This window comes from Arthrobacter psychrochitiniphilus, from assembly GCF_003185915.1.
GTDB classification, from domain to species: domain Bacteria; phylum Actinomycetota; class Actinomycetes; order Actinomycetales; family Micrococcaceae; genus Specibacter; species Specibacter psychrochitiniphilus.
The window spans coordinates 18,299-41,985 of the sequence record NZ_QHLZ01000018.1; the positions used below are offsets into that span (position 1 = coordinate 18,299).

The 23,687-nt window shown below is 58.9% G+C and carries 15 protein-coding genes; 9 read left to right on the forward strand and 6 right to left on the reverse strand.

The genetic code is table 11. The features are described from left to right. Positions 1-194: 194 nt before the first annotated feature. The 3 genes from CVS29_RS18300 to istA all read right to left on the reverse strand — a co-directional run bounded on the left by CVS29_RS18300 (position 195) and on the right by istA (position 4,355). The gene (locus tag CVS29_RS18300) at positions 195-641 is read right to left on the reverse strand and encodes a hypothetical protein (RefSeq protein WP_146213117.1); all 447 of its coding nucleotides are present in this window, start codon (positions 639-641) and stop codon (positions 195-197) included. 1,347 nt (positions 642-1,988) lie between these two features. Then, positions 1,989-2,756 carry an ATP-binding protein gene (locus CVS29_RS17560; protein WP_110107862.1) on the reverse strand — a complete coding sequence of 256 codons (768 nt, stop codon included), beginning with the start codon at positions 2,754-2,756 and terminating at the stop codon, positions 1,989-1,991. A 6-nt stretch (positions 2,757-2,762) separates the two neighbouring features. Continuing rightward, entirely contained in the window at positions 2,763-4,355 is a 1,593-nt protein-coding gene (gene istA, locus CVS29_RS17565) for an IS21 family transposase (protein WP_110107864.1), read from the reverse strand. Between the two features lie 412 nt (positions 4,356-4,767). Here istA and CVS29_RS17570 point away from each other — a divergent pair, with 412 nt between their 5' ends. From CVS29_RS17570 to CVS29_RS17610, 9 genes are all read left to right on the forward strand, one after another. Further along, positions 4,768-5,058 (forward strand): hypothetical protein, encoded by a 291-nt coding sequence (locus CVS29_RS17570; RefSeq protein ID WP_104111952.1) that lies wholly within the window; start codon positions 4,768-4,770, stop codon positions 5,056-5,058. Between the two features lie 66 nt (positions 5,059-5,124). Continuing rightward, a complete protein-coding gene (locus CVS29_RS17575; protein WP_170121035.1) occupies positions 5,125-6,630 on the forward strand; it encodes a type IV secretion system protein in 1,506 nt (501 codons plus the stop codon). Then, positions 6,623-8,089: an SCO6880 family protein gene (locus tag CVS29_RS17580; RefSeq protein ID WP_110107886.1), complete on the forward strand. Its 1,467-nt coding sequence runs from the start codon at positions 6,623-6,625 to the stop codon at positions 8,087-8,089. Before CVS29_RS17575 ends, CVS29_RS17580 begins: the two co-directional genes overlap by 8 nt. Next, on the forward strand, positions 8,086-9,546 hold the full coding sequence (locus tag CVS29_RS17585; RefSeq protein WP_110107888.1) for an ATP-binding protein: 1,461 nt from the start codon (positions 8,086-8,088) through the stop codon (positions 9,544-9,546). The genes CVS29_RS17580 and CVS29_RS17585 overlap by 4 nt, the downstream gene beginning before the upstream one ends. Beyond that, positions 9,546-11,366 carry a type IV secretory system conjugative DNA transfer family protein gene (locus CVS29_RS17590; protein WP_110107890.1) on the forward strand — a complete coding sequence of 607 codons (1,821 nt, stop codon included), beginning with the start codon at positions 9,546-9,548 and terminating at the stop codon, positions 11,364-11,366. The genes CVS29_RS17585 and CVS29_RS17590 overlap by 1 nt, the downstream gene beginning before the upstream one ends. 2 nt (positions 11,367-11,368) lie before the next feature. Continuing rightward, entirely contained in the window at positions 11,369-11,920 is a 552-nt protein-coding gene (locus tag CVS29_RS17595; protein ID WP_110107892.1) for a hypothetical protein, read from the forward strand. A 15-nt stretch (positions 11,921-11,935) separates the two neighbouring features. Further along, entirely contained in the window at positions 11,936-13,114 is a 1,179-nt protein-coding gene (locus CVS29_RS17600) for an ArdC-like ssDNA-binding domain-containing protein (RefSeq protein WP_110107894.1), read from the forward strand. A 521-nt stretch (positions 13,115-13,635) separates the two neighbouring features. Next, the gene (locus CVS29_RS17605) at positions 13,636-15,738 is read left to right on the forward strand and encodes a site-specific DNA-methyltransferase (RefSeq protein WP_110107896.1); all 2,103 of its coding nucleotides are present in this window, start codon (positions 13,636-13,638) and stop codon (positions 15,736-15,738) included. A gap of 8 nt (positions 15,739-15,746) precedes the next feature. Next, positions 15,747-18,545, forward strand: a complete 2,799-nt coding sequence (locus CVS29_RS17610; protein ID WP_110107898.1) for a DEAD/DEAH box helicase — start codon at positions 15,747-15,749, stop codon at positions 18,543-18,545. Between the two features lie 127 nt (positions 18,546-18,672). Here CVS29_RS17610 and CVS29_RS17615 read toward each other — a convergent pair whose 3' ends face one another. The 3 genes from CVS29_RS17615 to CVS29_RS17625 are packed head-to-tail and all read right to left on the reverse strand — an operon-like array spanning position 18,673 to position 23,109. Further along, on the reverse strand, positions 18,673-19,200 hold the full coding sequence (locus tag CVS29_RS17615) for a phage holin family protein (protein ID WP_110107899.1): 528 nt from the start codon (positions 19,198-19,200) through the stop codon (positions 18,673-18,675). 22 nt (positions 19,201-19,222) lie between these two features. After that, positions 19,223-22,774: a MobF family relaxase gene (mobF, locus tag CVS29_RS17620; protein ID WP_110107900.1), complete on the reverse strand. Its 3,552-nt coding sequence runs from the start codon at positions 22,772-22,774 to the stop codon at positions 19,223-19,225. Next, on the reverse strand, positions 22,771-23,109 hold the full coding sequence (locus CVS29_RS17625; RefSeq protein WP_110107901.1) for a hypothetical protein: 339 nt from the start codon (positions 23,107-23,109) through the stop codon (positions 22,771-22,773). The genes mobF and CVS29_RS17625 overlap by 4 nt, the downstream gene beginning before the upstream one ends. Between the last annotated feature and the right edge of the window lie 578 nt (positions 23,110-23,687).

A 23,687-nucleotide genomic window follows, 5' to 3' on the forward strand; every position in this document is an offset into this window, starting at 1 on the left:
TGCCCCTCCAGTCACGTCCATCACTACCATGGCAGCAGACCATGCGTCGGCCTCGGCCTGCACTCCTTACCAGCCTGAACAGGGGAAGTAGATTGAAGCCAGCAGGTGGCCGAACGTGTCATTTGCAATCAATTTGTCGGTTTTTAGACAATGCCGCGAATTGGTAGGAAGAGGCATAGATGTTCCTATCATCGTCAGTCATCGACGACAGTCCACTCGCCAAGCTTAACCAATCTGTGCCGGGCACTAGAACCAGCGAGCGGAGGGTGAATGACCCCGGCAGCAGTTCCCAACTCTCCCTGAATTGTCAGACCTCCTTCGCCTGTAGTCGTCAGATCCGTCAACCGCACCGACTTCGCTTCGCAGGCTGTTCCATTTCCATATAGTCTCAAATCGCCTTGCACGTCGGCACCCCAAAGATCGACGTCACCTTTCCTGCTTCCGTCGGCAACGGTGATCAGCAGCGTCCCATCGGCGTCGATCATGGCCTTGCCCAAGCCGATTCGAGTCTTCCCACCGTGCGAACTCGGTGACAGCGACATCCATGCACCGCCATGAATGTGCAGCCCCCATGCCGACACGTGGCCTTCAGCGTCACCCAGGTGCACACTGGCATTTCCTATGATTTGAGTGTCGCGCATGCTCAAACGCCCGCCGTCCAAGTCCGCGCGTAGATTAAAGTCATGAAGATGTGCGCGATCTAGGATTAGGTTCGTAAATCGGTTCCCACGTGCCTGGAGGTCATCAATTCGAGCATCCGATAGGTCTAGACGCAATGCGCTCCACGATCGCTCCTCTAGGCCGTCGATCCGAGTATGATCCAGAATCTCATCTAGGATCGCGCGCTTCAATACGGCATCCAGCGGGGTCACGTCATTGTTGGTTGGGCTTGAAAGTCGCAGGTTGGCACAGAGGACGTCAACACATTGCTGACGTTGGGCGAGCCACTCATCGGCAAGCCTGGACATCGCATATGCGCCTGCCAATCGAACGGCCTCCCGGTCGTGTCCCAGCTGATTTGCTGCATCTTGGTAGCGTTGCGACAAATGCTGGCTATCTTCTCGTCGACCAGCAGCTTCTTGGACTCTCTGCTTCCTGTATGCGTAAACTATGGCAAATATTCCAGCCAAAATGCCAGCTGCAGTCGCAGTCGAGCGAACGAGATCGAAGACCCTCTCCGGCGGTAGAGATCCTAGCGACGGGTTCCAAGGAGCCAGATCGAAACCCGCTAGCCTGGAAAAGCCGACAAACAAAAGCCAGACTGTGAGAGAGGATATCGCAAATACTGCCAGCAAGCTCGGTAGGAATTTCGGCATTCGTGGGGCATGTCTCCCGTTGAGAGGAGTAAGTTCATCCTCAAATATTAGGTTCCTTCCCGTTGTTTGAATTCGCCGAAGCCGTAAACGCCTCGGCACTTTCTTGGGCTTAGATGATGTCACCATTGCAAGCTACCAGACCCGCCCATGCTCGAAATCCCTGACTCCGCGGACTCAAGCGCGACCCACTCGTCAACATCGACCGCACTCTGTGAAAATGCGTCGCCCGCTTCCCAGAAGGACAGATCGCAGGTTTGGACGTCATGCCGGAGGCTGTGACCCTATGTAGATACCCTCCGCGGGCAATGTTGCCGGCAAATTCGTTCCGACCAACTCGCGTGCCTCCAACGCGGCCGGAACTCCTAGCCAATGCGCTGGAGTTCGTTCCGAAAGGCCAGATCCTGGAGTTCGCTTGGCTCAGGAGGACCTTGAAGTCCTAGTAGCAGGAAATACCGAACTCCTACAAGACGATGAGAGTAACAAACGAGCTCCTCGGCTCAGCCAGAGCAGTCATGTGGCAAATTCGGCGTGATGGTACGGGCAGTCCGGGTAGGTGGTACCGCTGGTTTCGGGGACCGGATACTGACCAGAAACCGGTGGTCTTGATTTCTGGTCAGTACTGGGGGTTACCGCCGGCGGGAGCCGGTCATTGCCGTTGGCAGGGTGTGGTGGTTATTCCCAGTGGTCGGTAGCGGCGCGGGCTTCGTCGGCGTGCAGCCGGCGCATGTCGATGATGCCGAGGTTGATCGTGCGGGCCCGGCTGGCGAGCCGGTTCACGATTGAGCCAGCGGCAACCCGCTCGGGCAGACTTTCTATCCAGTATCTTGGTCCGGATTGGCTGGCGATCATGGTCGGCAGGCGCTGGTCCCTGTTGACCAGGATCGTGAACAGGTCGTTCGCGGCTGTCTCATCGATGCCGATGCTAAGGAAATCATCGACGATCAGCAGGTCCACGTTGCTGAGTTTGTTCAGCAGGTTTTGGTGGGCAATCCTGTCGCCGCGGGAGATGGCCAGTTCAAGGGCCAGCTCGTCCATGCGGGTGTAATGGACCGATTGCTCGGCGTGGCACGCGGCGATTCCTATGGCGCAGGCGATGTAGGTTTTCCCGGCGCCGGTGGGAGAAATCAACAGCAGATTCGTGGGGTCTGCCCGCCAGTCGTGGGCTGCGTAGCGTTGCATCCGCACCGAGGAGACTCCGCGTTCTGGCAGGTACCGTATCTCTTCGATCGATGCGTGCGGGATGGGGAATCTCGCCTTGCTAATGAGCTTGTCGATCCGGGTTGAGCGCCGGACCTCCAGTGCCTCGTCAACGGCGGTCAGGAAGAGCTCTTCGGGTCTTTTGAGGTCATTGCCATCGTCTGTGAGGAGTTCCTCCAGTTGGAGGGCGACCTGGGTGATGCGCAGCGCCCGGAATTTCTCATAGTCAACACTGGTGAACATTCCTTGTTACCAGCCTTCCTGGTAGTAATCGGCGCCGCGAACATACACATCAATGTGTTCATCAAGATCTGGGCTGGCGGCTGGCTTCTTCGTGTTCGGCGGTGCCGGCACTGGCGGCGGGGCTTGTTTGCTGTCGCTGTTCATCGAGGCCGTCAACCGCTTCAGTGTGGTGTAGGTCGGGTATCCGTTTTGGTTCAGGATTTGCTGGCATGTTGCTTCCAAGCGCTGCCTGTTGTTCTTGCCGAGGCCGCTGAGGATGTTTTGGCAGTCCAGGAAGGCCTGGGCCGGAATTTTCGCTCGTTCAAGGATCGCCGTGATGACCGCGACGGTCGCCGGCCCAAACGGGCGGGCGCGGTCAAGGAACCATTTCGGGGACCACAACCCGTCGATGTTTTGGTGCTGCTTGGGCACATGCTCGGCCAGGGTCGAGTATTGGCCCTTGCGACCATGCTTGCGCGGATGTTCACAGGCCACAGACTCGCCGTCAAAGACCGTGATTTTCACGCCGGTCAGCCGGACCTTTAGAATCTGTCCGGTCAGTTTGTAGGGCACCGAGTAGTGCTGGTAATCGGCGGTGACATGGTAATTCCGCCCGGCTTTGAGCTGCTTCCATTCCACGGACTCAAAGCGATCCGCCGGCAAAGGCTGCAGCAGTTGCGCTTCTTCGGTGGTGAACTGCCCGGCCCTGGTCGACCCATCCACGCGTTTGATCTGCTCGTTGATCTCATCAACCCGCTCATCGATGGCCGTGTTCAGCTCGGCCAGGGTCATCCAAACTTCCTCGCTCAGATACCCGATGACCCGCTTGTTGACGACGTTGACCGCAGATTCCGCGGCGGCCTTGTGGCGAGGGCGATTGGGTCCAGCGGGCACGATCGCCGTGCCATAGTGGTCAGCCAGTTGCTGATACTTGGGATTGACGACCCGGGTGCTGTCACCCTTGCTATGCCGGTTCGTTGCGGTCGCAGCGTTATCGGGCACGACGATCGGGGTGACACCGCCATAGGTCTCAAAAGCCTGAACATGGGCGCTGTTCCACGCCTCCTGCTTCATGTCGGTAAACGCCTTGCAAAAGACCATGCCCGAATACGGCAACACCGCCACGAACAGGTACGCCTTGGCCACCTCGCCGGTCACAGCGTCAACGAGCGGCAGCGTGTCCCCGGCCCAATCCACCAACATCGTCCGCGCTGGTTCATGGTGCAACGTGGCCACGACCTCATGAACGGCCGCGTAGTCATTGAACAACTGACAGAACTGCGTGTACCCGTACTTCTTCTTGTCCTGTCCTGCCGGCGCCTGCACATACCGGTGCCAAGCCTGCTGCAAGGTGTAATGCCGATTGAATTTCATCGACTTCACAACGCCGGCGAAGTCCGGCTGCACGAACCCGGCAGAGACGTTCTTCCGTCCGTCAGGGAACAACTCAGCCAGCTCATCCCGGCTCAACGACGCGGCCAGTGCCGCCGTGATTCCCCGTGCCTTGACGGTCTTGCTCACCAAGGAAATCTCCCGGCGTGAACAACCCAACATCTGAACAATTTCGCTGTAGCTACGGCGTTCCAACACCAACGCCATGATCGCACTGTAATCCGCCATCAAAGAGCCCTCCGATTCCACACGGCAGCACCGAATGCGCCGCCGGTTTCACCAGAAGACCACAACCCAGACCCCAGCGGTACCGCCTAGCCGAAACGCGCAGTACCACCTACCCGGACTAGCCGTACCCTAAAGCCGTATTTGCCAGTCATGGAGACGCCACGGTGGATCGCGCGAGACTTCTAGAGTTTCCGAACTACAGACTGCTCGCTGCAAACGGCAGCAGCCAGTGTCGAAACAGATACGCAGGCCATGCCTCAATGCGAAGAGCCGTACGAAAGATGGATTGCGGTCCCATTCTGAAGGCATCGAATTTTTGGAGCGACTGGTCATGTAGTTTTCCCTTCCCAGCGACATGAAGCAGGTGAACAAAACGTCCACGCATGTGGGCAACCAGCGATTGGAGTTCACTATGTTGTATCTGGCCGCGGTGGATCCCGGGATCACCCCGAACACCAACTTCCCATTCCTCGAGTCCCTCAAAGAAATCGGCGGCGGTATTCTCGTCGGCGCGTTCATCGTGATTGCCATTGTGGCGATCATCGGCGCCGCCATGCTGTTGGCTGGCAAGCTCAGCCAATCCTCGCGTCTGGCATCCGGCGGTGGCATGATCTTACTCTGGACGGGGCCCGTCGCGGCTATCCTGGGTGGCATCAATGGCTACATCCTGTGGTCCCAGAACGCGTTCAACCTCGGTTTCTAGGCGTGGACCATGCTACCGATGGTCAAATGCAGCATGGGCGGCTGGTGGCCGCCCGGCTGTGGCATCGTGTCCCAAGCGAACGACAACTTCGCCTCGTCGGTTACCTCCTACATCGCCGGCATCCTCGAGAGCATGGCGTCGTGGATGTGGTCGTTTATTTCTGGTGCATTCGGTGTGTCAGACATTGACGCATCAGAATGGGGCATTGTCAGCGGCCTGACGAATTGGTGGGTTGTCGTCATGATGACGCCTTTGGTTGTGGTCATGATCGTCCAGCTCATCGCAGGCTTGGTCAGTCAACAGCCGCGTCGTATCGGCCGCGCCCTTCTTGGCGGCGCGCTGGCTGTCCCGTTGGTCTACTTGGCGACGAACCTCATGGCAAAGCTCTCCAGCTTCACAGATTCGGCGTCCACAGCCTTGCTCGCATCGCTCGGTAAAGATCCGTATGTGGTGTTCATGAGATTGTTCGGCTTCCAGCGAGCCGAAGCTGGTTCTGGACGTGAGTGGGATGTCGTGTCCCTTAGCGCCGGGACGAACGGAGACCTATCCGGGGCAGTGGTCGTGACGGCCATCGCCGTTCTTGTTGTGTGGGTTCTGGCATTCATTCTCATGTGCTCAATGATCTTTCGGTCATTTGCACTGATTGTTTTGGCTGCTGTTGCTCCGGTGGCTCTCATGCTCCTGCCCTGGGAGAAGACGAAGTCCTGGAGCAGGATGTGGTGCGAGACGGTCATTGCGCTGTTGATTGCGAAACCACTCGCTGCGACTGTCCTTGCGGTGGCAGTGAAATTGTTTGCGGATTCGACGTCGTTCAGCGGACTTGCGTCTGGCGCCGTGGGAATGGTGTTGGCCTGCGGGGCGCCATTGATGGCCCTCAAGCTCGTTAGCTTTGCCGGCGGTGAGATTGCCGGCGCTGCCCAGATGGCAGGTGGCGGCCATGTTGCCAGTCGGGCCGGAAGCTTCACGAGCCGGCAGCTTGGTCGTCAGTTTGGCGGCAAACTGCACATGCCAGGTGTAGGTAGCAAGGGGCCGACGCCGGTGGCGTCCAAGCATTCTGCAACACCCTTGCACCCCGCCGCCATGCATGCAGGGGCGAGTAAGGCCTGGATCGGCAACCCCTCACAGACAGCGGGCCCAACAGCCTCGAGACCTAAAACCCATGGTTCGGCCCATGCAGGAGCACCGGAGCATAATTCCGGAGCGTCAACGGCTTGGCCCATGCCGCCAGGTCCATCGGCCAAACGGGGACAAGCCAGTGCCCCGTCGAGTGGACACGAACCACCTGCTACCTCTGGCCGATCTGCCTCGACACCACCGACGGCGTCCACTGGGCCAACTACGTCTCGTTACCCCGGAAGGAGCACTGGCTCCCCAAATGGCACACCAATGCCACAAAAAGCAGGGTCGTCCCGGCCGGCTCCGCCGAAGGTGGCCCCTCCGGACCCGGCGCCAAAGGCTGGCCCAACGAGTCCTGTGCCTCGCCCGGCACCGACTGCACCGCACTACCCGGTGGACCCTTCCAAGCGTCTACCGAATAAGCCTCCCACGCATGGAGATGGACATCATGACTGAAGACACCCGCGTATTGCAACCTGTTCGATTCCCGCGCCATGAACGGCATGGACTGTTTATGGGGTTGCAGTGGTACCAGCTTTCCCTGGTTGCTTTGGGAATGCTGATTGCTGCCCTCTCATCGGCTACGGGCGGCCCGATTGCCTTCATCTTGATGGCTCCGGTGTGGCTAGGGCTCATGCTGTTCGGAGTCCTGCAATACGCCCGCATTCCTTACCCTGTGTGGGCATTTACGGCGTCGATCTTCTTTCTGCGTTCAGTCCTGAACGAGACCCGCTACCTGGCCCGCCCGGAGCAACCGAAGAAGGTCGGAACCATGGCATTGCCCGGCGGTCTGGGCAGTCTGGAACTGTGCAAGACAGTGAGTGGCGAAGGGTTCGTCCTGGACCGCAACGGGCATGAGGCCATGGCCTCGCTGCGTTGCACCACCACGTCCTTTGCCCTCATGGACAACGACGACAAAGCCTTCGCTGTCCAGTCCTGGTCAAGGGTTCAGGCGGCCATGGCCCGGCGGCCAGCCATTGCCCGGATCGCCATTCAGGATTACACCGTGCCCTACCCATCGAGTGCGCTCCGCGCCTACTACGAGCGTGCCGTGCCCCCGGAACGAATTGCCGACGCACAGTGGGGAGACGAGTCCTATCTGGACTTGATCGAAGCAGCAGGGTCTGCCATGAGTCACGAGATCATCATGACGATTGTTCTTGATACGGCCAAGGCGCACCGCAGGATCAAGGATGCAGGCGGCGCCATGGCCGGATTGGAGCACGTTCTTCGCTCGGAAGTCGAGGCCTTTAGTACCGGGTTGAAAACGCACGGAGTGACGGTGACGGAGTGGTTGTCAGACACGGCTGTGACGGCTGTGGTCCGCGGTTCGTTTGATCCAGAGACGGTGGCGAAGTGGGCGGCTGCGACAGGCACCGGGAAAAGCAGCACAGTGGTGTCACCCGGACCTATGGCCACCGAGGAGCACTGGACTTATCTGCGAACCGATTCAGGGTTTCACCAAACATTCTGGGTTGCCGAGTGGCCCCGCCAGCAGGTCTACCCAGGGTTTCTGCAACCGCTGATCTACGTGGGGGAGTTCCGGCACATCATCTCCCAAGTCATCCGGGCCGTACCTACTGACCAGGCGCTGCGGGACATTCGTTCCGCACAGGAAGCCCATGAAACACGGCGCCGCATCAATGCCCGGCTGGACCGGCCCCTCACGCGGGAACAGCGTGCGGAGGAGGAAGAAGTTGCCCAGCGCGAGGAGGAAATTGTCGCCGGTCATGGGGATGTGCGTCCTGCGGCCTATGTAACTATTACCGCGGCAACACTGGACGAGTTGTCGCGTTGTCGCCAGGAACTTGAGTCCGCCGCTGCCGGTGCCTTTGTCGAGTTGCGGCTCATGCCAGGTCAACAATGGCCCGCGTTCATCGCCGGCGCTTTGCCCTTGGGAAGGGGACTGAAATGAACAAGCATGTCGCCACCGTCAGTATTGCTCCTGCCGATGAGAACCGTTCGGAGCGGAAGGAACGACGGCGGCGCGAACGTTCGCTGGACACCTCGCCGACACTGTCGTTGAGTGAGTTGAGGGCACAGCGAGCCGAAGAGTCAGGGCAACGCGGCTTGGCTGTGGATTGGGGCAAGCGGGATGGAGCCACGCTCTGGGGCCCGCACCGGGTACACCCAGCCCCGCATCGGGCCTCGACCCTGACCATGGCGGCAGCGTACCCGTTTCTTACCGAGTCAGGGCTCGGACCGGAGGGAACCTATATCGGCACGGATCTCTTTGGATCTGGTGCGTTCTGCTATGACCCGTGGGTCATGTACGACAAGGGGTTCATCAGTGGCCCGTCCATTGTCGTCATCGGAACAGTGGGCACGGGCAAGTCCATGTGCGGCAAGTCCCTCGTGACCCGTTCGGTCACCCTGGGTCGCAAGGCAGCAGTTGCTTCGGATCCCAAGGGGGAGTGGGTTCCCGTCGCCAATGCCATCCCGGGAGGGAAAGTCATTTCCGTGGGTCCGGGCCGTGCAACGAGGGTCAATCCCCTCGACGCCGGCCCACGCTCCAGCGCGTTGTCCGATGCGCAGTGGCTGGCAGTGGTTCGTCAACGCCGCCGCCACCTGCTGGTTGCACTTGTCTCGCTCATGAGACCCGGCGTTCCGCTGAGCCCCGTTGAGCACACCGCCTTGGACATGGCCCTGACCGATGCAGTGGCAGCCAACAGCACGCCAACGCTGCCCATGGTCCTGCAGTACCTGCTCAACCCAACTCCAGCGACGGCCGCGCTGGTCGGACCGGACGGAGGGATCGGCGTCGGACATTCACTGCGGAGAACAGTCTCAGGTGACCTGGAAGGCATGTTTGACGCACCCTCCACCGTCGCCTTCGACGCCGATGCCCCCATCATGGTCATGGACACCTCGGCCCTGATCGGCGCCTCGGAACAAGCTTTGTCCCTGGCGGCTGCCTGCGGTGCGACCTGGCTGGAAGCGGCCGTGACGAACCCCGACGGAGCCAAGAGGATCGTGGTCTATGACGAAGGCTGGCGGATGCTCGCGGACCCTTACATGCTCGCCAAGATGAGCGAACAATGGCGACTGGCCCGCGGCTACGGGATTTCGAACCTGCTCATCATGCACAAGATTGCCGACCTGAACGAGATTGGCGACAGCACCAGCGGTCTGCGGCAAAAAGCACTGGGCCTGCTCACCGAGGCCGACACCAGAGTCATTTACCGGCAAAAGCACGACGCCATGCAACTGACCAAGGAAGCACTGGGCCTGACCGAAGCCGAATGCGAACACGTGGAGAAGCTCCCCAAGGGTGTGGGCCTGTGGAAGGTCGGCAACCGCTCGTTCATTGTGGCGAACCAGGTCACCACCGACGAGCTGGCTGTGTTCGGCACCGATGAGAGGATGCTCTGATGCCCCGGCGTCTGGATGATGGCAATCCGATGGTCACCTTCGGACTGGTTTCCACGTCAATTTACGTGGTCCTCAGCCTCTTCATCGATGCTGCTGCCCACATTGCCTACTCAACGCAATGCGAAAGGACTGCGCCCTGGAATCTCAGCCCCGCCGTTCTGCCCGGCCTGTTCAGCGGACGGATCCAATGGATCCTGCCCGCACAAGGCACCTGCCGCATCGGCACCGGACAGGTCTGGCTCATCGTCGCACCCATCCTCGTTCTCATAGCTGTTGCCGCACTCGCAGGCATCCTCGGCTGGCATGTCTGGCGCCAATCCGGAGCCTGGCTCCGGCAAGACATCCTCAGCCGCGACGGCGTGGCACGACGGGCAGAAATCGCCCGCGAATTCGGCGCCAAGGCAGCACTGAAGAGAGGCCGGTACACCCGCCCCAGCGCCAAAGACCCCAAAGTTGAAGAAGTCTCCTGGACCATCGGTAAATCGCGCGGCGTCACAGTCCACGTCTCCACCGAAGAGTCACTCGTCATCCAAGGCGCACCCCGCTCCGGCAAGGGCCTCTACGTCATTATCAACGCCATCCTCGACGCACCAGGCGCCGTCGTCACCACCTCAACCCGGGCAGACAACCTCGTCGTGACCATGAAAGCCCGCGCCACCAACGGCCGCCCCGTCACAGTCTTCGACCCACAAGGCATGTCCGGCCTGCCCACAACCCTGCGCTGGTCACCAGTGAGAGGCTGCGAAGACCCCGACGTCGCCACCCGCCGAGCACTTGTCATCTCTGCAGACGCCGCACTCAAAGGAGAGAACGCCGCCTGGCAAAAGCGCTCGCAGATAGTGCTGCAATGTTTGCTGCATGCCGCTGCGCTTTCGGGTGAGGGAGTTTCGTCGTTTCGCCGCTGGGCGTCAAACCCCGTGCTGGCCAGGGAGGCCCTCAACATCCTCGGCCGGCCCGAGGCTGCTCTGGGCTGGCAAGCCGATTTGATGGGCATCGTCGACGACGATCCCCGCAACACCTCCAACTCCTGGATCGGCGTGACAGCCGCCGCAGCGCCGCTTTCCTCACCCAAGGTCCTCGCTGCTCTGAACCCGAGAGAGAGCAGCGAACAATTCGACCCCAAAGTCTTCATCGAACAACGCGGCACTCTTTACCTGATCGGGACCAAGAGCGGTGCAGCCGCGGCAGGCCCCTTCCTGTCCGCGTTGATCGATGACATCGACTACGCCGCCAGGGAGATGGCTTTCGTCTGCGCGGGTGGTCGGCTTGATCCGCCGTTGTCGCTCATCCTCGACGAAATTGCCAATCTCTCCCCATGGCCGGGGCTGCCGGTGGTGCTGTCGGACGGTGGCGGTATTGGCATCTCCACCATTGTAGTGTTGCAGTCCCTGTCTCAGGCCCGCTCCGGCTGGTCGATGGACGAGGCCGCCACCATTTGGGATGCCGCCATCATCAAGGTCATCTTCGGCGGCGGCTCGGACGAACGCGACCTCCGCGCACTCGCTGGCCTCATTGGCGAACGGACGCTGACGTTCAACACCCGATCATGGTCATCGCAGGGCCGCCAGGACGGCGAGCAAATCCGTGAGTCGCCGGTAATCCCGTTGCATGAAATCCGGCGGCTCCCGGCCGGTACGGCCATCATGCTCGGGCGACGCAGCCGCCCCATCCTCTTGGACCTGCGCGAATGGCACAAGCGTAAGGACGCGGCGCAACTTCGGCGGTCCAAGGAGCAGACCGAGCTTGAACTGCTCACCGGCCACCTCAAACGACAGCACGAACAACAAAAGCCAATCCCCGCACAAGAACAGGAGTCATAGCCATGGACGAGGACGAATCCTTTGAATACGACGTCGAGAACGGTGCCGAAGACAATTTCGCGGCGCTGCTCTTCGGCTCAACGCGCGGCCTGCGCTCCGAGCGGGTACCCATGACGTACCGGTGGAGGGACATGGACCCCCGCACCTCGGAGACCGTGTGGAACCACCTCGGTAGTTGGGTCCGCTGGTTCGTGGAGACCTACCACCTGCCCACTTCCGTGATCCCTGACTGCTGGTGGCGGCACTCGGACATTGTGGCTGAGCTGTATGCGCTGCAGCGGGCGGAGCAGGCCTCCTATACCGAGGACGACGGCGGTTTCGGCCCCTTGGGTTTTCATGAGCGCATGGAGCACAGCGTCGTCCGGTTGAGGGATCTGACCAGGACGGCTGGCTGCGTCAGCTTGCAGAAACACCGCGAACCGCCTGTGCGTCGGTTGCCTGACGACGGCCCCGCGATGACGGGGTTGCCGCTTTCAGGCGTGGACGGAGCGAAACAGTCCGATTCGGGAACACCCGGCGGTGCGGATTCAGGCACCACCGATTCCGGGCAGTAACGGAGGAATGGAGCCATGGAAGCTACATCCGAACCAACACCACGATCGCTGACGGTAGTACAAGCAAATGGGGGAGCGCCGCCAGCCACCCACCCCAGTCCTGAACAGCGCGTTGCCGAGCTGACGGAGGGCCTATATGCGCTGCTTGCGGACGCTGTCGACCAACCGCAGCAATGGCACCGCCTCCTCGACGCTTCAGCGACCATGTGGCGGTACTCGGGAGGTAATGTCGCACTTTTGATGATGCAACTGGCCCAACGAGGCCCTATGAAGCCGACCCTTGTTGCGGGGTACAAGGAATGGGAACGGCATGGCCGCTATGTTCTCAAGGGTGAGCACGCCTTGTACGTGATTGCACCTAGAACCGCTCGAATCACGTCTGCTGATAAACCGGGTGAGGCCTCCGAGGCACGGGAACCCGACCCTGGTCAACCGGGCGACGGTGAACATCGGTCAAGGATTGTCGGATGGCGTGGTCAAGCAGTGTTCGATGTGTCGCAGACCGAGGGTGAGCCTTTGCGCGTTCCTGTTGCAGGTCAGCCGGAGGTGCCACTCCAAATCGATTCATGCACGCAGCTGTGGGAGTCTCTTACGGGAGTCGCGCGAAACGCGCGATACAACATCGTCGTCTCGGATACGCAGGCAGGACTGGCAGACGGCTACACCGACCACGGACGCCGTCTAATCAGTGTTGGATCATGGCTGGATGCTGAGGATCGTGTTGCAACGCTCGCGCACGAACTTGCCCACGCCTCATTGCACGTTCCAGGTGACGCCATAGGAGCCCTCTATGGCAGCAGTTCCGAACACCGCGGCCTGGCTGAGATCGAGGCCGAGTCCGTCGCCTACGTGGTCCTCCGGGCCCATGGCATCGACCGAGGTGAACGGTCAGCTGCCTATTTGGCGGGATGGGCAGACGCTGTTCTCGAGGCCGAAGCCGACTCGATTCTGCGCTGCACGCGGGACAGGATACCCATGTCTCGGGTAGATATTGCTAAGTCTGTATTGGGTCGTGTGACGTCCGTGGCAAAGGCGATTTTGGAGACTTCGAACCCTTCAATGCTTGGAGGCCAGCTGTCCATTGCAGTCGCCCGCCCGAGAAAAGGGGTCATTCCACGTGGACTCTGGGCCTATTCCCCTATGGCCTATTCAACTTCTAGTCAGCGCCGACGCAGTCCGGGGGTGGAAGCGTGACTACGCTTCTTCGAGCGTTCTGAGTCCCACGCCCTGCTTCGGATTACGACTCGCGAAACCGTTGTTGGCTGGGGGAATCGGTAGCAACAGCCGCCGTGGCAGGCATGCCCTCAGTAGGCAAGGTCTGACGGGTATCAGGACTTGGCGCCCCCAGCGCACAATGTTGGTGGATCCTTCGCGGAAGGCATACCGTCTGTGGGGCGTTAGGTCTTCAAACCATGGTAACCAAGTGATTGGCATTGCCCGATTCGTTTGACGCGGCTGAGAACTTATCCTACATTCGCGATGGGCCAAGTATGAAGAGCCAGAGATCGCGACGACCAAGCAGGTGTTCAGTTCGCCGGGCAAGATATTGCTGGCAGGCCGATGACTTTGGGCGTAGTTGCTGAGACACGCGTTGTCAGAGGGGCGCCCCGAATCGTCAGCTAGCCACCGCGCGGGTAAAGTCATTAGAAGCCACTCCAACAATCTTCCCTAGGGTGATGTTTGCCTGGCTTCATTGATTTCATCTGAGGAGAACCGTGGCACACTTGGACACACTGATCGAAAGGATCACTGACCCAAGACTGAGGAGTGAGATTCAGGAACAGGTCACTAAGCTGGCTGCAAAGACCAGTTTTGGCCTTGTCTTTGAAGAACATCGACCTGAGTCAGTAGTGTTGCCCGGTTTCGAAGTTAGCCGCGGTGGGAAGGTTGTCTTTCGCGATAGCGCAACTCCTGGAATCTGGGAAGTCGCAAAGATCGAAGGCGATAATGCTAGGTTGGTTTCCCGAAATGATCGTTCAGTTCGGATGGTCGCCCGCTTAGATGAACTCATTGTAATTAGGGAGTTCGGAGATTCAATTTACCCAGGACTGAAGTCAACTGGAAAGATTGAACGCGGAGGTACGAAGCCATTCCATACCTTGATAAACGCCGAGAATTTTCACGCGCTACAGGCCCTTCTTTACGGTCACCGTGGCAAAGTTGATGCGATCTATGTTGATCCGCCATACAACACAGGCGCCAAAGACTGGAAATACAACAACGACTATGTTGACGGCGAAGATGCCTATCGGCACTCTAAATGGCTTGCCTTCATGGAGCGCCGTCTCAAGATTGCCAAAGACCTTCTGAAGCCAAGCAATTCTGTTCTGATTGTCACGATCGATGAACGAGAAGTACATCGGCTCGCACTCTTGCTTGAACAGATATTTCCAAGCGCCAAGATTCAAATGGTTTCGGTTGCGATCAAGCCTGGCGGAATCGCGAGAACTAGTGAATTCTCGCGCTCGGATGAGCACTATTTCTTCGTGATGTTTGGCAGTTCGGGACCAAAGGCACTTCCGCTCGACTCGGCTTGGATCGGCGGCAACGGAAAAACGACGATGGATACCATCCGTTGGCGTGGTCTTTTGCGTGCGGGCAATAATTCGAGTCGCACTGATCGACCGACGATGTTCTTCCCAGTGTTTGTCCTAGAGGACGGCTCAGCGATTCATTCGATTGGTGATCCGATTCCCTTGACGGCAGATCGCTCAACAGTTACATCTCCCGAAGGGACGATTGCGGTCTGGCCAATCAGAGAGAATGACGCAGAGGGGCGTTGGCAACTGGGAGCCGAGAAAACGCGTGAAGCCTGGGCTGACGGTTTCGTTCGTCCGGGAACCAAGTTCCACAGAAGAGGAATGCGGATTGCCTATCTTGCCGCCGGAGAACAGAAAAAGATTCACGATGGGCTAATTACTGTTGTTGGGCGTGCCGATGACGGGTCTGTCATCTTAGATGAAACTGGCTACCGTCCGCGATTTGTACCGACTACTCAGTGGGCTATCCCCGCCCATTCAGCTTCCGAACATGGTTCGAGACTCTTGAAGTCGATCCTGCCGGACAGGTCATTCCCATTTCCCAAGTCGCTGTACGCCGTTGAAGATGCACTGAGGTTCTTCGTCTCTGACAACCCTGACGCCGTCGTGCTCGATTTCTTCTCCGGTTCTGGAACTACTGCACACGCAGTGATGCGTCTCAACCGACGGGATGGGGGGCGCCGAAGGTCAATCAGCATCACCAACAACGAAGTTAGTGTTGATGAACAGGCCGAACTAAAGCGTCAAGGCCTTCAGCCTGGTGATGCGGAATGGGAAAAGTGGGGCATCTGTGAGTACATCACGAAGCCAAGAATTTCGGCTGCTATCACTGGAGCGACCCCAGGAGGCACTCCGATATCCGGAGATTACAAATTCAACGATGAGTTCCCTATATCAGATGGTTTTGACGAGAATGTTGAATTCTTCGAACTGACCTATGAAGACAACCAGCTTGTCCGGCTCGGGCAGAAGTTTGAAGCCATCGCACCCATCCTGTGGATGCGAGCTGGGTCCGAGGGTGAACGCATTGATGAGCTTCCCGAGGATGGGTGGATCGTTCCAGACGCAGCTTACTATGGTTTGCTGACTGACATCGATCAGTGGGAGCCATTCGTGCGAGCGGTCAATGCGCGTGAAGACATCCGTTCCGTATTCATTGTTACTGATTCTCAAGCTGAATTTGAGGCGATCAACGTACAGATTGATCAACATATCGATTCCGTGCGGCTTTATTCGGATTACCTTCAGACTTTCGAAATCAACACTAGGCAGGGCTAGACCATCACATGAAATTCAAACTTCGTGGCTACCAGGCCAAGGCTAAGCGCCAGATACTTGAAGACATCAGCGATGGGATTAACCGCTATCAGATAAGTGATGGAGCACGAGTTACTGCCGTCCAGCTCACTGCTCCAACGGGCTCTGGAAAGACCGTCATCGCGTCAGCTGTAATTGAGGCGGCCTTGTTTGGATCTGAAGATGTCTTGGGTCAACCGGATTGGACGTTCCTTTGGGTATCTGATGACCCATCGCTGAACGAGCAAACGTCACGCAAGTTCCTCACGGCATCAGACAAAATTTCGCACGGAACCATCGAGATCATCGAGTCCAGTTTTGATCAGAAGGTGCTCGATCCTGGCAAAATCTACTTCCTCAACGTTCAAAAGCTCAGCTCAAGCGGGAAATTGGTCAAAGAAGGGGGCGATACCCGCGAGTATTCCTTCTGGTCAACATTGACCAATACGATCCAGTCCAGGCCCGACAAGTTTGTCGTGATGATAGACGAAGCCCACGTCGGCATGAAGATGGAGCGTTCGCGCGATACCATCGTTTCTCGCATCATCGGAGGGGCCAAGACGGGTCGGCCTGCTGCTCCGGTCATCGTGGGCATTACTGCTACGCCCAAGCGCTTTGAGAAGGCGATGGATAGCATTGATCGGCGTGTTATCCCAACCAAGGTTGCTGTAGAAGAAGTGCAACAGTCTGGTCTTCTCAAAGATGGATTGGTTCTGTCATCACCCGAGGCGCCAGGGGCATCCTTCAACGAGTCAGCGCTACTGCGTCATGCCGTCGCAACTACTCTCAAGTACGAGAAAACTTGGAAGGAGTATTCGGAAGTCGAGAGTGAACCGCAGGTATTGCCAGCTCTAGTCGTTCAGGTCGTCAACACATCCGCCAATGAAGCGGACGAGCTGGCCGGTATCGTCACGACGATCATGGAATCCTGGCCAGGGCTTAAGTCCGTCAACATTTGCCATACTTTCTCTGACCACAAGACGCTAGTCGCTGGGCCATACAACATCGCTTACTCGAACCCCGAAGATATCCAGGATGACTTGGATATCCGTGTTGTGCTTTGCAAGCAAGCCATTACGACGGGCTGGGACTGCCCTCGGGCAGAAGTTCTTTTGTCCTATAGAAAGGTCGAGGATCAAGACGCGATTACTCAGATCGTCGGCCGTATGATTCGTACGCCTTTGGCTCGACGGGTCGAGAAGAACGAAGCACTGAACTATGTTCATTGCTTCCTGCCACGCTTCAACAAGGCCGGTGTGAAGCAGATCGCTGATCGACTGCGACTTGGTGATGATAGCTTCCGCCAGGAGTGGATTCATCCTCAGGGTGAAGACAACGAAGCGCCTCAGGAGACTCTGCCGATATTCCCCTCTACGGAAGAGACACTTGCATCCAGCCCTGTAGCGGAGCGTGCAACAACCTTTAATACGGGACTATTCGCGGAACGTAGTCGGCAGCAAGCAGCTGAAGACCAGACGAAGCCGTTGCTTGATGATGAAGGCGACGTCGTCCCGCCCAACGTTTCCACGTTGCCTGTTCAGGTTGAAGACGAGCCGATCAAAGTCGCGCATGATCCGGATGCTGACTCCGACAAGGATACTGGCGGGATGAGTGTGATCACCCAAGAGGCGGTGACACTTCTCCGTAACCCAATGCTCGACGGTGGTGTATTCGACCTGGTCTCGGAGCTGCGGTCTTACGTCATCCCCAGCTTCCAATACCGCTCACAAGTAGAACGTCTCAAGAGCTTTGCCACCCTCATCACAGGAGGTGGGCCGAGCGCTATCCTTCAGGGAGCGGCAAGGATGTCCAATGAACGGCTGCTTGCTGTACTGCGCGAGGCTCGCCTTCAATTGGATGCCAGCGAGAAGTTCGAGCAAGAAGAAACGAAGCTTGCTCACTTCCTGATCGAGAACCAGGTAACAACTCTCTTCGAGGGTGGTCAGGTACTTGAGATTGATGCGCAAGAAGAAGTGGAAATGGACTCCAAGGGCATCGAGCACCTCTACTCACAGGCTGGCCGCCGTATCGGCAAGTCTATGGCTGACAGCTACCTCAACGAACGTCTCTCGGCAGACGGCGACGTTTACACGGCCATGATGTCGGTGGCCGTCGTGGCCTATCAGCCGAACGTCAAGGATCGACTTGAGAAAGTAGCCAACGAAACAATCTTGGAGTGGTTCAAGGAATACCAGACTGAGATCAATAAGTCGTCGGCTACGTTGAAGGCTCAGCTCGATGAAATCCGTTCTGAGGCTACGGATCCAGAGCCAACAGTCATTACGTTGCCGATCAACAAGCCGTTCCCAGTCGCTGAGATTGTTTGGCCGAAACATCTGCTTTCTTCCGAATCCGGCCACTACCCCGTAAAGCTGAATGAGTGGGAAGTCCATGTCCTGAATTCCGAGCTCCAGGATGGCAATTGCATCGGCTGGTACCGAAATCCCAACTACGGTTCCGCGTCATTGACCATCCCATACTCGATGAACGGAAAGTACCGAGGTCTGACACCAGACTTCATCTTCTTTCATCAGACGAGCGATGGAATCGTTGCGTCGATCCTTGACCCTCATGCCCAGAGCCTTAGCGATTCCGTTCCGAAGCTCAAGGGCATGGCAAAGTACGCCTTGGATCACGGTGCTGACTATCAGCGCATTGAGTCCGTCATCAAGATCAACGATGTTTTCTATTCATTGAATTTGAAGGACGCGTCAGTTCAGGACGCGGTGGCAAAGTACACAGATTCACGTCCTGAGCCGCTATATGTGGAGCATGCCGGCAAATACTAGGCGGCCAGCCGATGACGAATAGTAGACCATGGTCTTTTTTGCTTTTCATTTACCATTATCCAGCGAAGAGCAGAATGCTTCGTGTCGTCATGGTGTATCGATTGACCTAAGGTTTTTAGGGCCCGCTTTATATAGTGGATAGGACCGGTGCAATGGCCAAACACGCGTGGGACCGAAGATAGTAGGTTGGCGGCCATGGCGCGCCGACCTGGATTTGTGTCGGATCTGGACGGATAAGCAGGACGGAATCTGGCCAGATGGCAAACGTTCCGTTCTCGATCCAGACTGGTTGAACGTAGCCGAACTTGTTCCAGCGTATGGTTGCCCAGGAGCCAGTCGGTTGGATTTCTTCGAAACTGATGACTGTGATCTCAGTGGTGGCTTCGTGTTCGCCTTTGATCCGGGTTAGGTATTCCCACTGCCGGTTGGCAAATTGCTGCCACTGTCGCCGCCCCTGAAATCGTCGGGCCCAGCGCCAAGCAACCCAGCCTGCCGCCAAGAGCGCTATTCCGAACGCGATCCAAACACTCTGGAATCCTGGCCACGCGATGGCAATCGCGAAGGCCAAGTACAGCAGAGCCACTCCGACGATGACGGTCGTCGCGACTAGGAGGCCGCCGCTGAGCTGTGGCTTGATCATCGGGTTGCTCTCCATAGCTACCTCCTCCGCTCTTATTCTAAATTTTCCAGCCGACATTGGTAAGGGCAGCACCAACGGAAACCTTCACGGCGGTAGATCCATCGCGGGCGGCAACAGTGGATTGTAGCCGAGCCAGTTCTGCTTCGAGCTGCCGCCGGTCGTTGGCGCGTTCCCACTCGTAGTCTGCCGGGTGAGGGCCCAGCGGTTCCGGGTCATTCCCGATCTGCCAACGATCCCTGTAGATGGCTATTTGTTCCAGCAGCGCATTTCGTACTATCGCATTGGTGACGCTGGGAAGCGTGCCGTCAACTCGCTGTGTCCACGGATCGGTGCCGGCCAGCACCTTCATTTTCAGCTCCTGGACTCTGCCGGCTGCGAGGCGGCGTACTTGGGAAATCATTTCCGTGAGATCTGGACGGCTACTGGCGAACTCCTCATGCAACCAATCATCGAGGCCATCTGACGCGCTGCCACCGAGAAGGCGGAGTCGTGCATGGAGAACAGCCATAAGGTCATCGGCGTCGCCGGGGCTACGAATCGTGTGTTCCAGTGTTGTTGTCGCCGCACGTGGCTGGGCCGCCGTTGCCCGTCTCCAGGCAGCCACACCCGCACCCCACGATGGCGAGCACTCCAAGATGCTCGCAAGGCCTGGCAGCACATGGTCGACGGCGGTACGCAGGTCGTCAGCGGCCGCGAGCTGGGCGAGGTAGTCGTATTCAGCGGCGAGACGATGCAGGGAATGCGCATTCTCCTGTTCCTCGTCGCGAACCTCGTGCGCGGCTCGCTCGGATCCTTGGGCTGCCAGGACTTCACCGATGATTTCCAACCAAGTCGACTCGGGCACCTCATGCAGCTCGTCGTCACTGGCGGGGCTGGATTCACACACGTAGGCGGTGTTCATGTCCCGTCCGCGGGTCATGCCGACGTAGAACAGTTCACGCGTCAGGCAACCTTGGGTAAGCAAGGTGTGGCTGGTGCCGACAGTGATGCCTTGGGAGCGGTGCGCTGTCGTCGCGTATCCGAGCTCGGTGGATTCCGTGAGGTACTCGCTGCTCAGCCGGATGCTCTTGCCGGTGTCGAGCCGGCGACCCATCACTGATCCATCGCGGTCCGGCGTCGCGGTGATTTTGATGAGCGTGCCATTGCGGATGAAGTCACCGGAGTCATCAGTGAGGCGCCGGTCGTTCTTGCGGGCAATGACGGTGTCACCGCGGCCCGCGTAGAGCTCGTCGCTGAGCCGCACTGTCCGGACGGCATCAACAGTGCCCTTGTCCACCAGCTCCGCGTGGGCACGTTCATTGAGGGCTGTGACGGTCTCGTTGTCCGGTGCGATGAGGATTGACGAAACCCCGGCTTGGATATCCGAGGCCCACCACTCATACGCCTTGTCAACCATCTCGACGTAGTCACCGTGGCGAAAACGACCATGTGTTGCATAGGCCTGGATCGCCGCCACATCTCCCACGCGCAGCAGGAGCGACGCCGGTCCCTCCCATTCGTGGCTGAACCTCCGCACACTGGTCAGCTGCACCGCCTTGCCCTGCCGGTCCAACCAGCCCAGGATCCCGCCGGCATCGATCGCGTCCAGCTGCGCAGGATCACCCACCAACAGAATCTTGGCACCGATATCGCGCGCCTGATGTACCAGTGCCGCCAATTGCACGGTCGAAACCATCGACGCCTCGTCCACGATCACAAGCTGATCGCGCCGAAATTGCCACTGCTCGTGCTGCATAGCCAAGGCAGCCATCCGCTGCGTCGTTCTGGCCCGCTGCCACGACGAGGCTGGATTCGCAGTCTCCAAGTCCAGAAACTGTTCCGCCCGGTGGACAGCGCCTTGGCCGACCGTTTCATACAGCCACTTGGCTACATTCTCAGCGGCCAAGCCCAGCTTCCTGCCGAGCACCTCGGCACTAGCAGCTGCCGGGGCAAGTCCAACGACGCTGCCTGGACCGTAGGCCTGTTCCCAACCGTCGCGGATGGCGGCCATGGTGGTGGTTTTGCCTGACCCTGCTGGACCGACGACGGCGTCAAGGAACCTGCCGCTGGAGAGCACCTCGTGCGCTGCGGCACGTTGGTCAGGTGCCAGCCCAAGGTGACCGGCAGAATGGTCGCCCGTGGTGAGGAAGGTGTCGGCGAGGTGGGGCGCGATGGCGGGTCCGCCGTCGTCGTTCCTGGTGTCCATGACCAATTGTTCGTTGGCTAGGATGCCGGCGTCCGTGTAGAGGCGGGCGCCGGGGAACTCGAAGACGGCGTGGCCGGCGAAGGCGATGTCATTGCTGGCGTTGAGCGGGACGTTGTAGCGGTAGGCGTTGAGCGCGACGCTCTGGTACTCGGCGGCGGAGGTGACGGCGTCGAGCATGTGGCGGCGATCGGCGGGGGAGGCGCACCGAATTTCGGCGCAGATACGTTCTGCCTCGGCCAGGAGGTTCCAGCGGTTCCATGTGGCGCGGCGTTGCGCCACCGCCTGGCGGGTGGCGTCGGCAGCGGCGGTGACCCATAGACCGGTGAGGTCGGCAGTGCTGACGGGGCGTTCGTGGGAGCGGTTGATGGTTTGGCGGACGACGTGGGCGGGTTCAAAGCCGAGCTGCTGGGCTCGGGATCGCCAGCCGGCGGCGAGGTCGCTGAGCGGCAGCGGGTCCTTGCCCTTCGCCTGCCGGGTGGACAGTGTGGCCTGCTGGCGCAGCTTGACGATCACGGTGGGGGAGGGCTCACGGCCGTGTTCCTGCGTCCACGCCTCGACGAGCCGATCCTTTTCTTCATCGATGCGGTGGGTTCGGCTGGAGAACTCGTGAATGAGGGCATTATCGACGCCGACGAGCTCATGGCGGGCGTTGCGCACGCGACTGGTAGGTGGCCGGAAGCCCGGGACCGCGCCGAGGCGGTCTTGCAAACGGTCAAAGAGCAGGCCGTTGTAGTGTTCGCTGGCCGCCACAGTGGCCTTGTAGAGCGTCCTTGAATCCAGGGTGGTCCAGGCGCCGTCCGTTGCACGCTGCACCCGGTTGGCAATGACGACGTGCGTGTGGAGTTGGGGATCTCGGGCGCGGGATTCCCAATGGTCAAACGCAGCGGCGACCGCGCCTTTGGCCGCGACATGTGCGACACCGCCGCGACCGGTGCGGGTGTGGATGGCTGATTCCTCGAGCCACTCGAGGACCTCGTCGACGGCGTTATGGTGGGCGGCGAGGATCTGCTGCTGTTCATCGCGTGAAGCCAGCGCCCACAGGACGGAAATGGACTTCGGGACGCTGAACGTCAGATCGAATCCGGCCACGGCCACGCGTTGGATTTCCTCACCATTGCGATGGGCAATAGTCGTTTTTCCGTGGTGGTGGCCCAACGCCTGATGCGTGTCCGGGTGGTCGGCGTCGGTGAAGACTGCGGTGGCGTCGTCACTGGTGACGGGGTCCAGCCTTTCACGGCTTATGCCAGCCAAGCCGCTGCCGATCCACCTGCCCGGGGGAGTGCCGGCCTTCATGTAGTAGCTCGTGGCGTCGCTTGGGGTGAGGGGGACGTCGTCGTGCATGGTGGTTTTCAACAGGTACTTGACGCCGCTCTTCGCGGTCAGGCGGGCGATGGAGATAGTCATCGGGATTCCGCCGAGATATTCGTGTTCCAGCCGCGGCGGTGGAAGATTTCCGCGGTGGGCCGGTCAAGGGGGATGCCGAGGTGGTCGGTGAGTTGGAGCATGCGAACGGCGATCTGCATCAGGTCCTGCAGATCAGCGTTTCTAGTCTTTAGGATTCGCGAGACCTCCAGTTTTAGCTCGACGCATTCAGCCTTGGCCTCTGCAAGCTGACTGGACTGATCAAAATACTTGTTGGCCAATAGGTGCAGCTGGGTTCGCTGATCGTCGATGACTCTGTCCCGAGCCAGGACAGTTTCCTGGGACTTGGACAGGATGACGGATGTTCCAGATTGCAAACTGCGCAGGTGCTGTTTCTCCGCATTGAGGAGGCGAGCGTTCCCATTGGCATGCTCAAGGGCAACAAGGGTTTGGGTGCTTGTTCTTGCTGTGGCTCTCCGGGTGTCCCGGCGACGCCTCTCACGGGATCGTCCCGAACACGAGGCTGAGCAGTACAGCTGAGTGGTGCGCCGCGGTTCAAACGGGGCTTGGCATTCTGGGCACTTTTTCGTAGACATACAGAATCATGGCCAAATGGGCCCAGATCACCATGACTGCCCGTGGAACTTCCCGCCACGGGCAAGGCCTTGGATGCCAGACGTGTGAACCTTGGTCTGAACCTTGGTCTGCCGCCTTGGTCTAACGCCTTGATTTATGGAGGTGAGTCTCCGTTTATGTAGCTCTTCTTGTAGGACGCGCGATTGAGCGGGTAACACGTTGAACGGATTGAAGTGGCCCAAGGCGCGTTGGTAGTGTTTGTCTGATCAGTCCATTGGATAGTGTGAAGTAGCAGCTCAATCACCAGGGCTCCTGATATCACGATTTAATTGATGAGAGCCGGCGCCTTGGTTTTGATTGCGTATTTGAGGATCAGGCT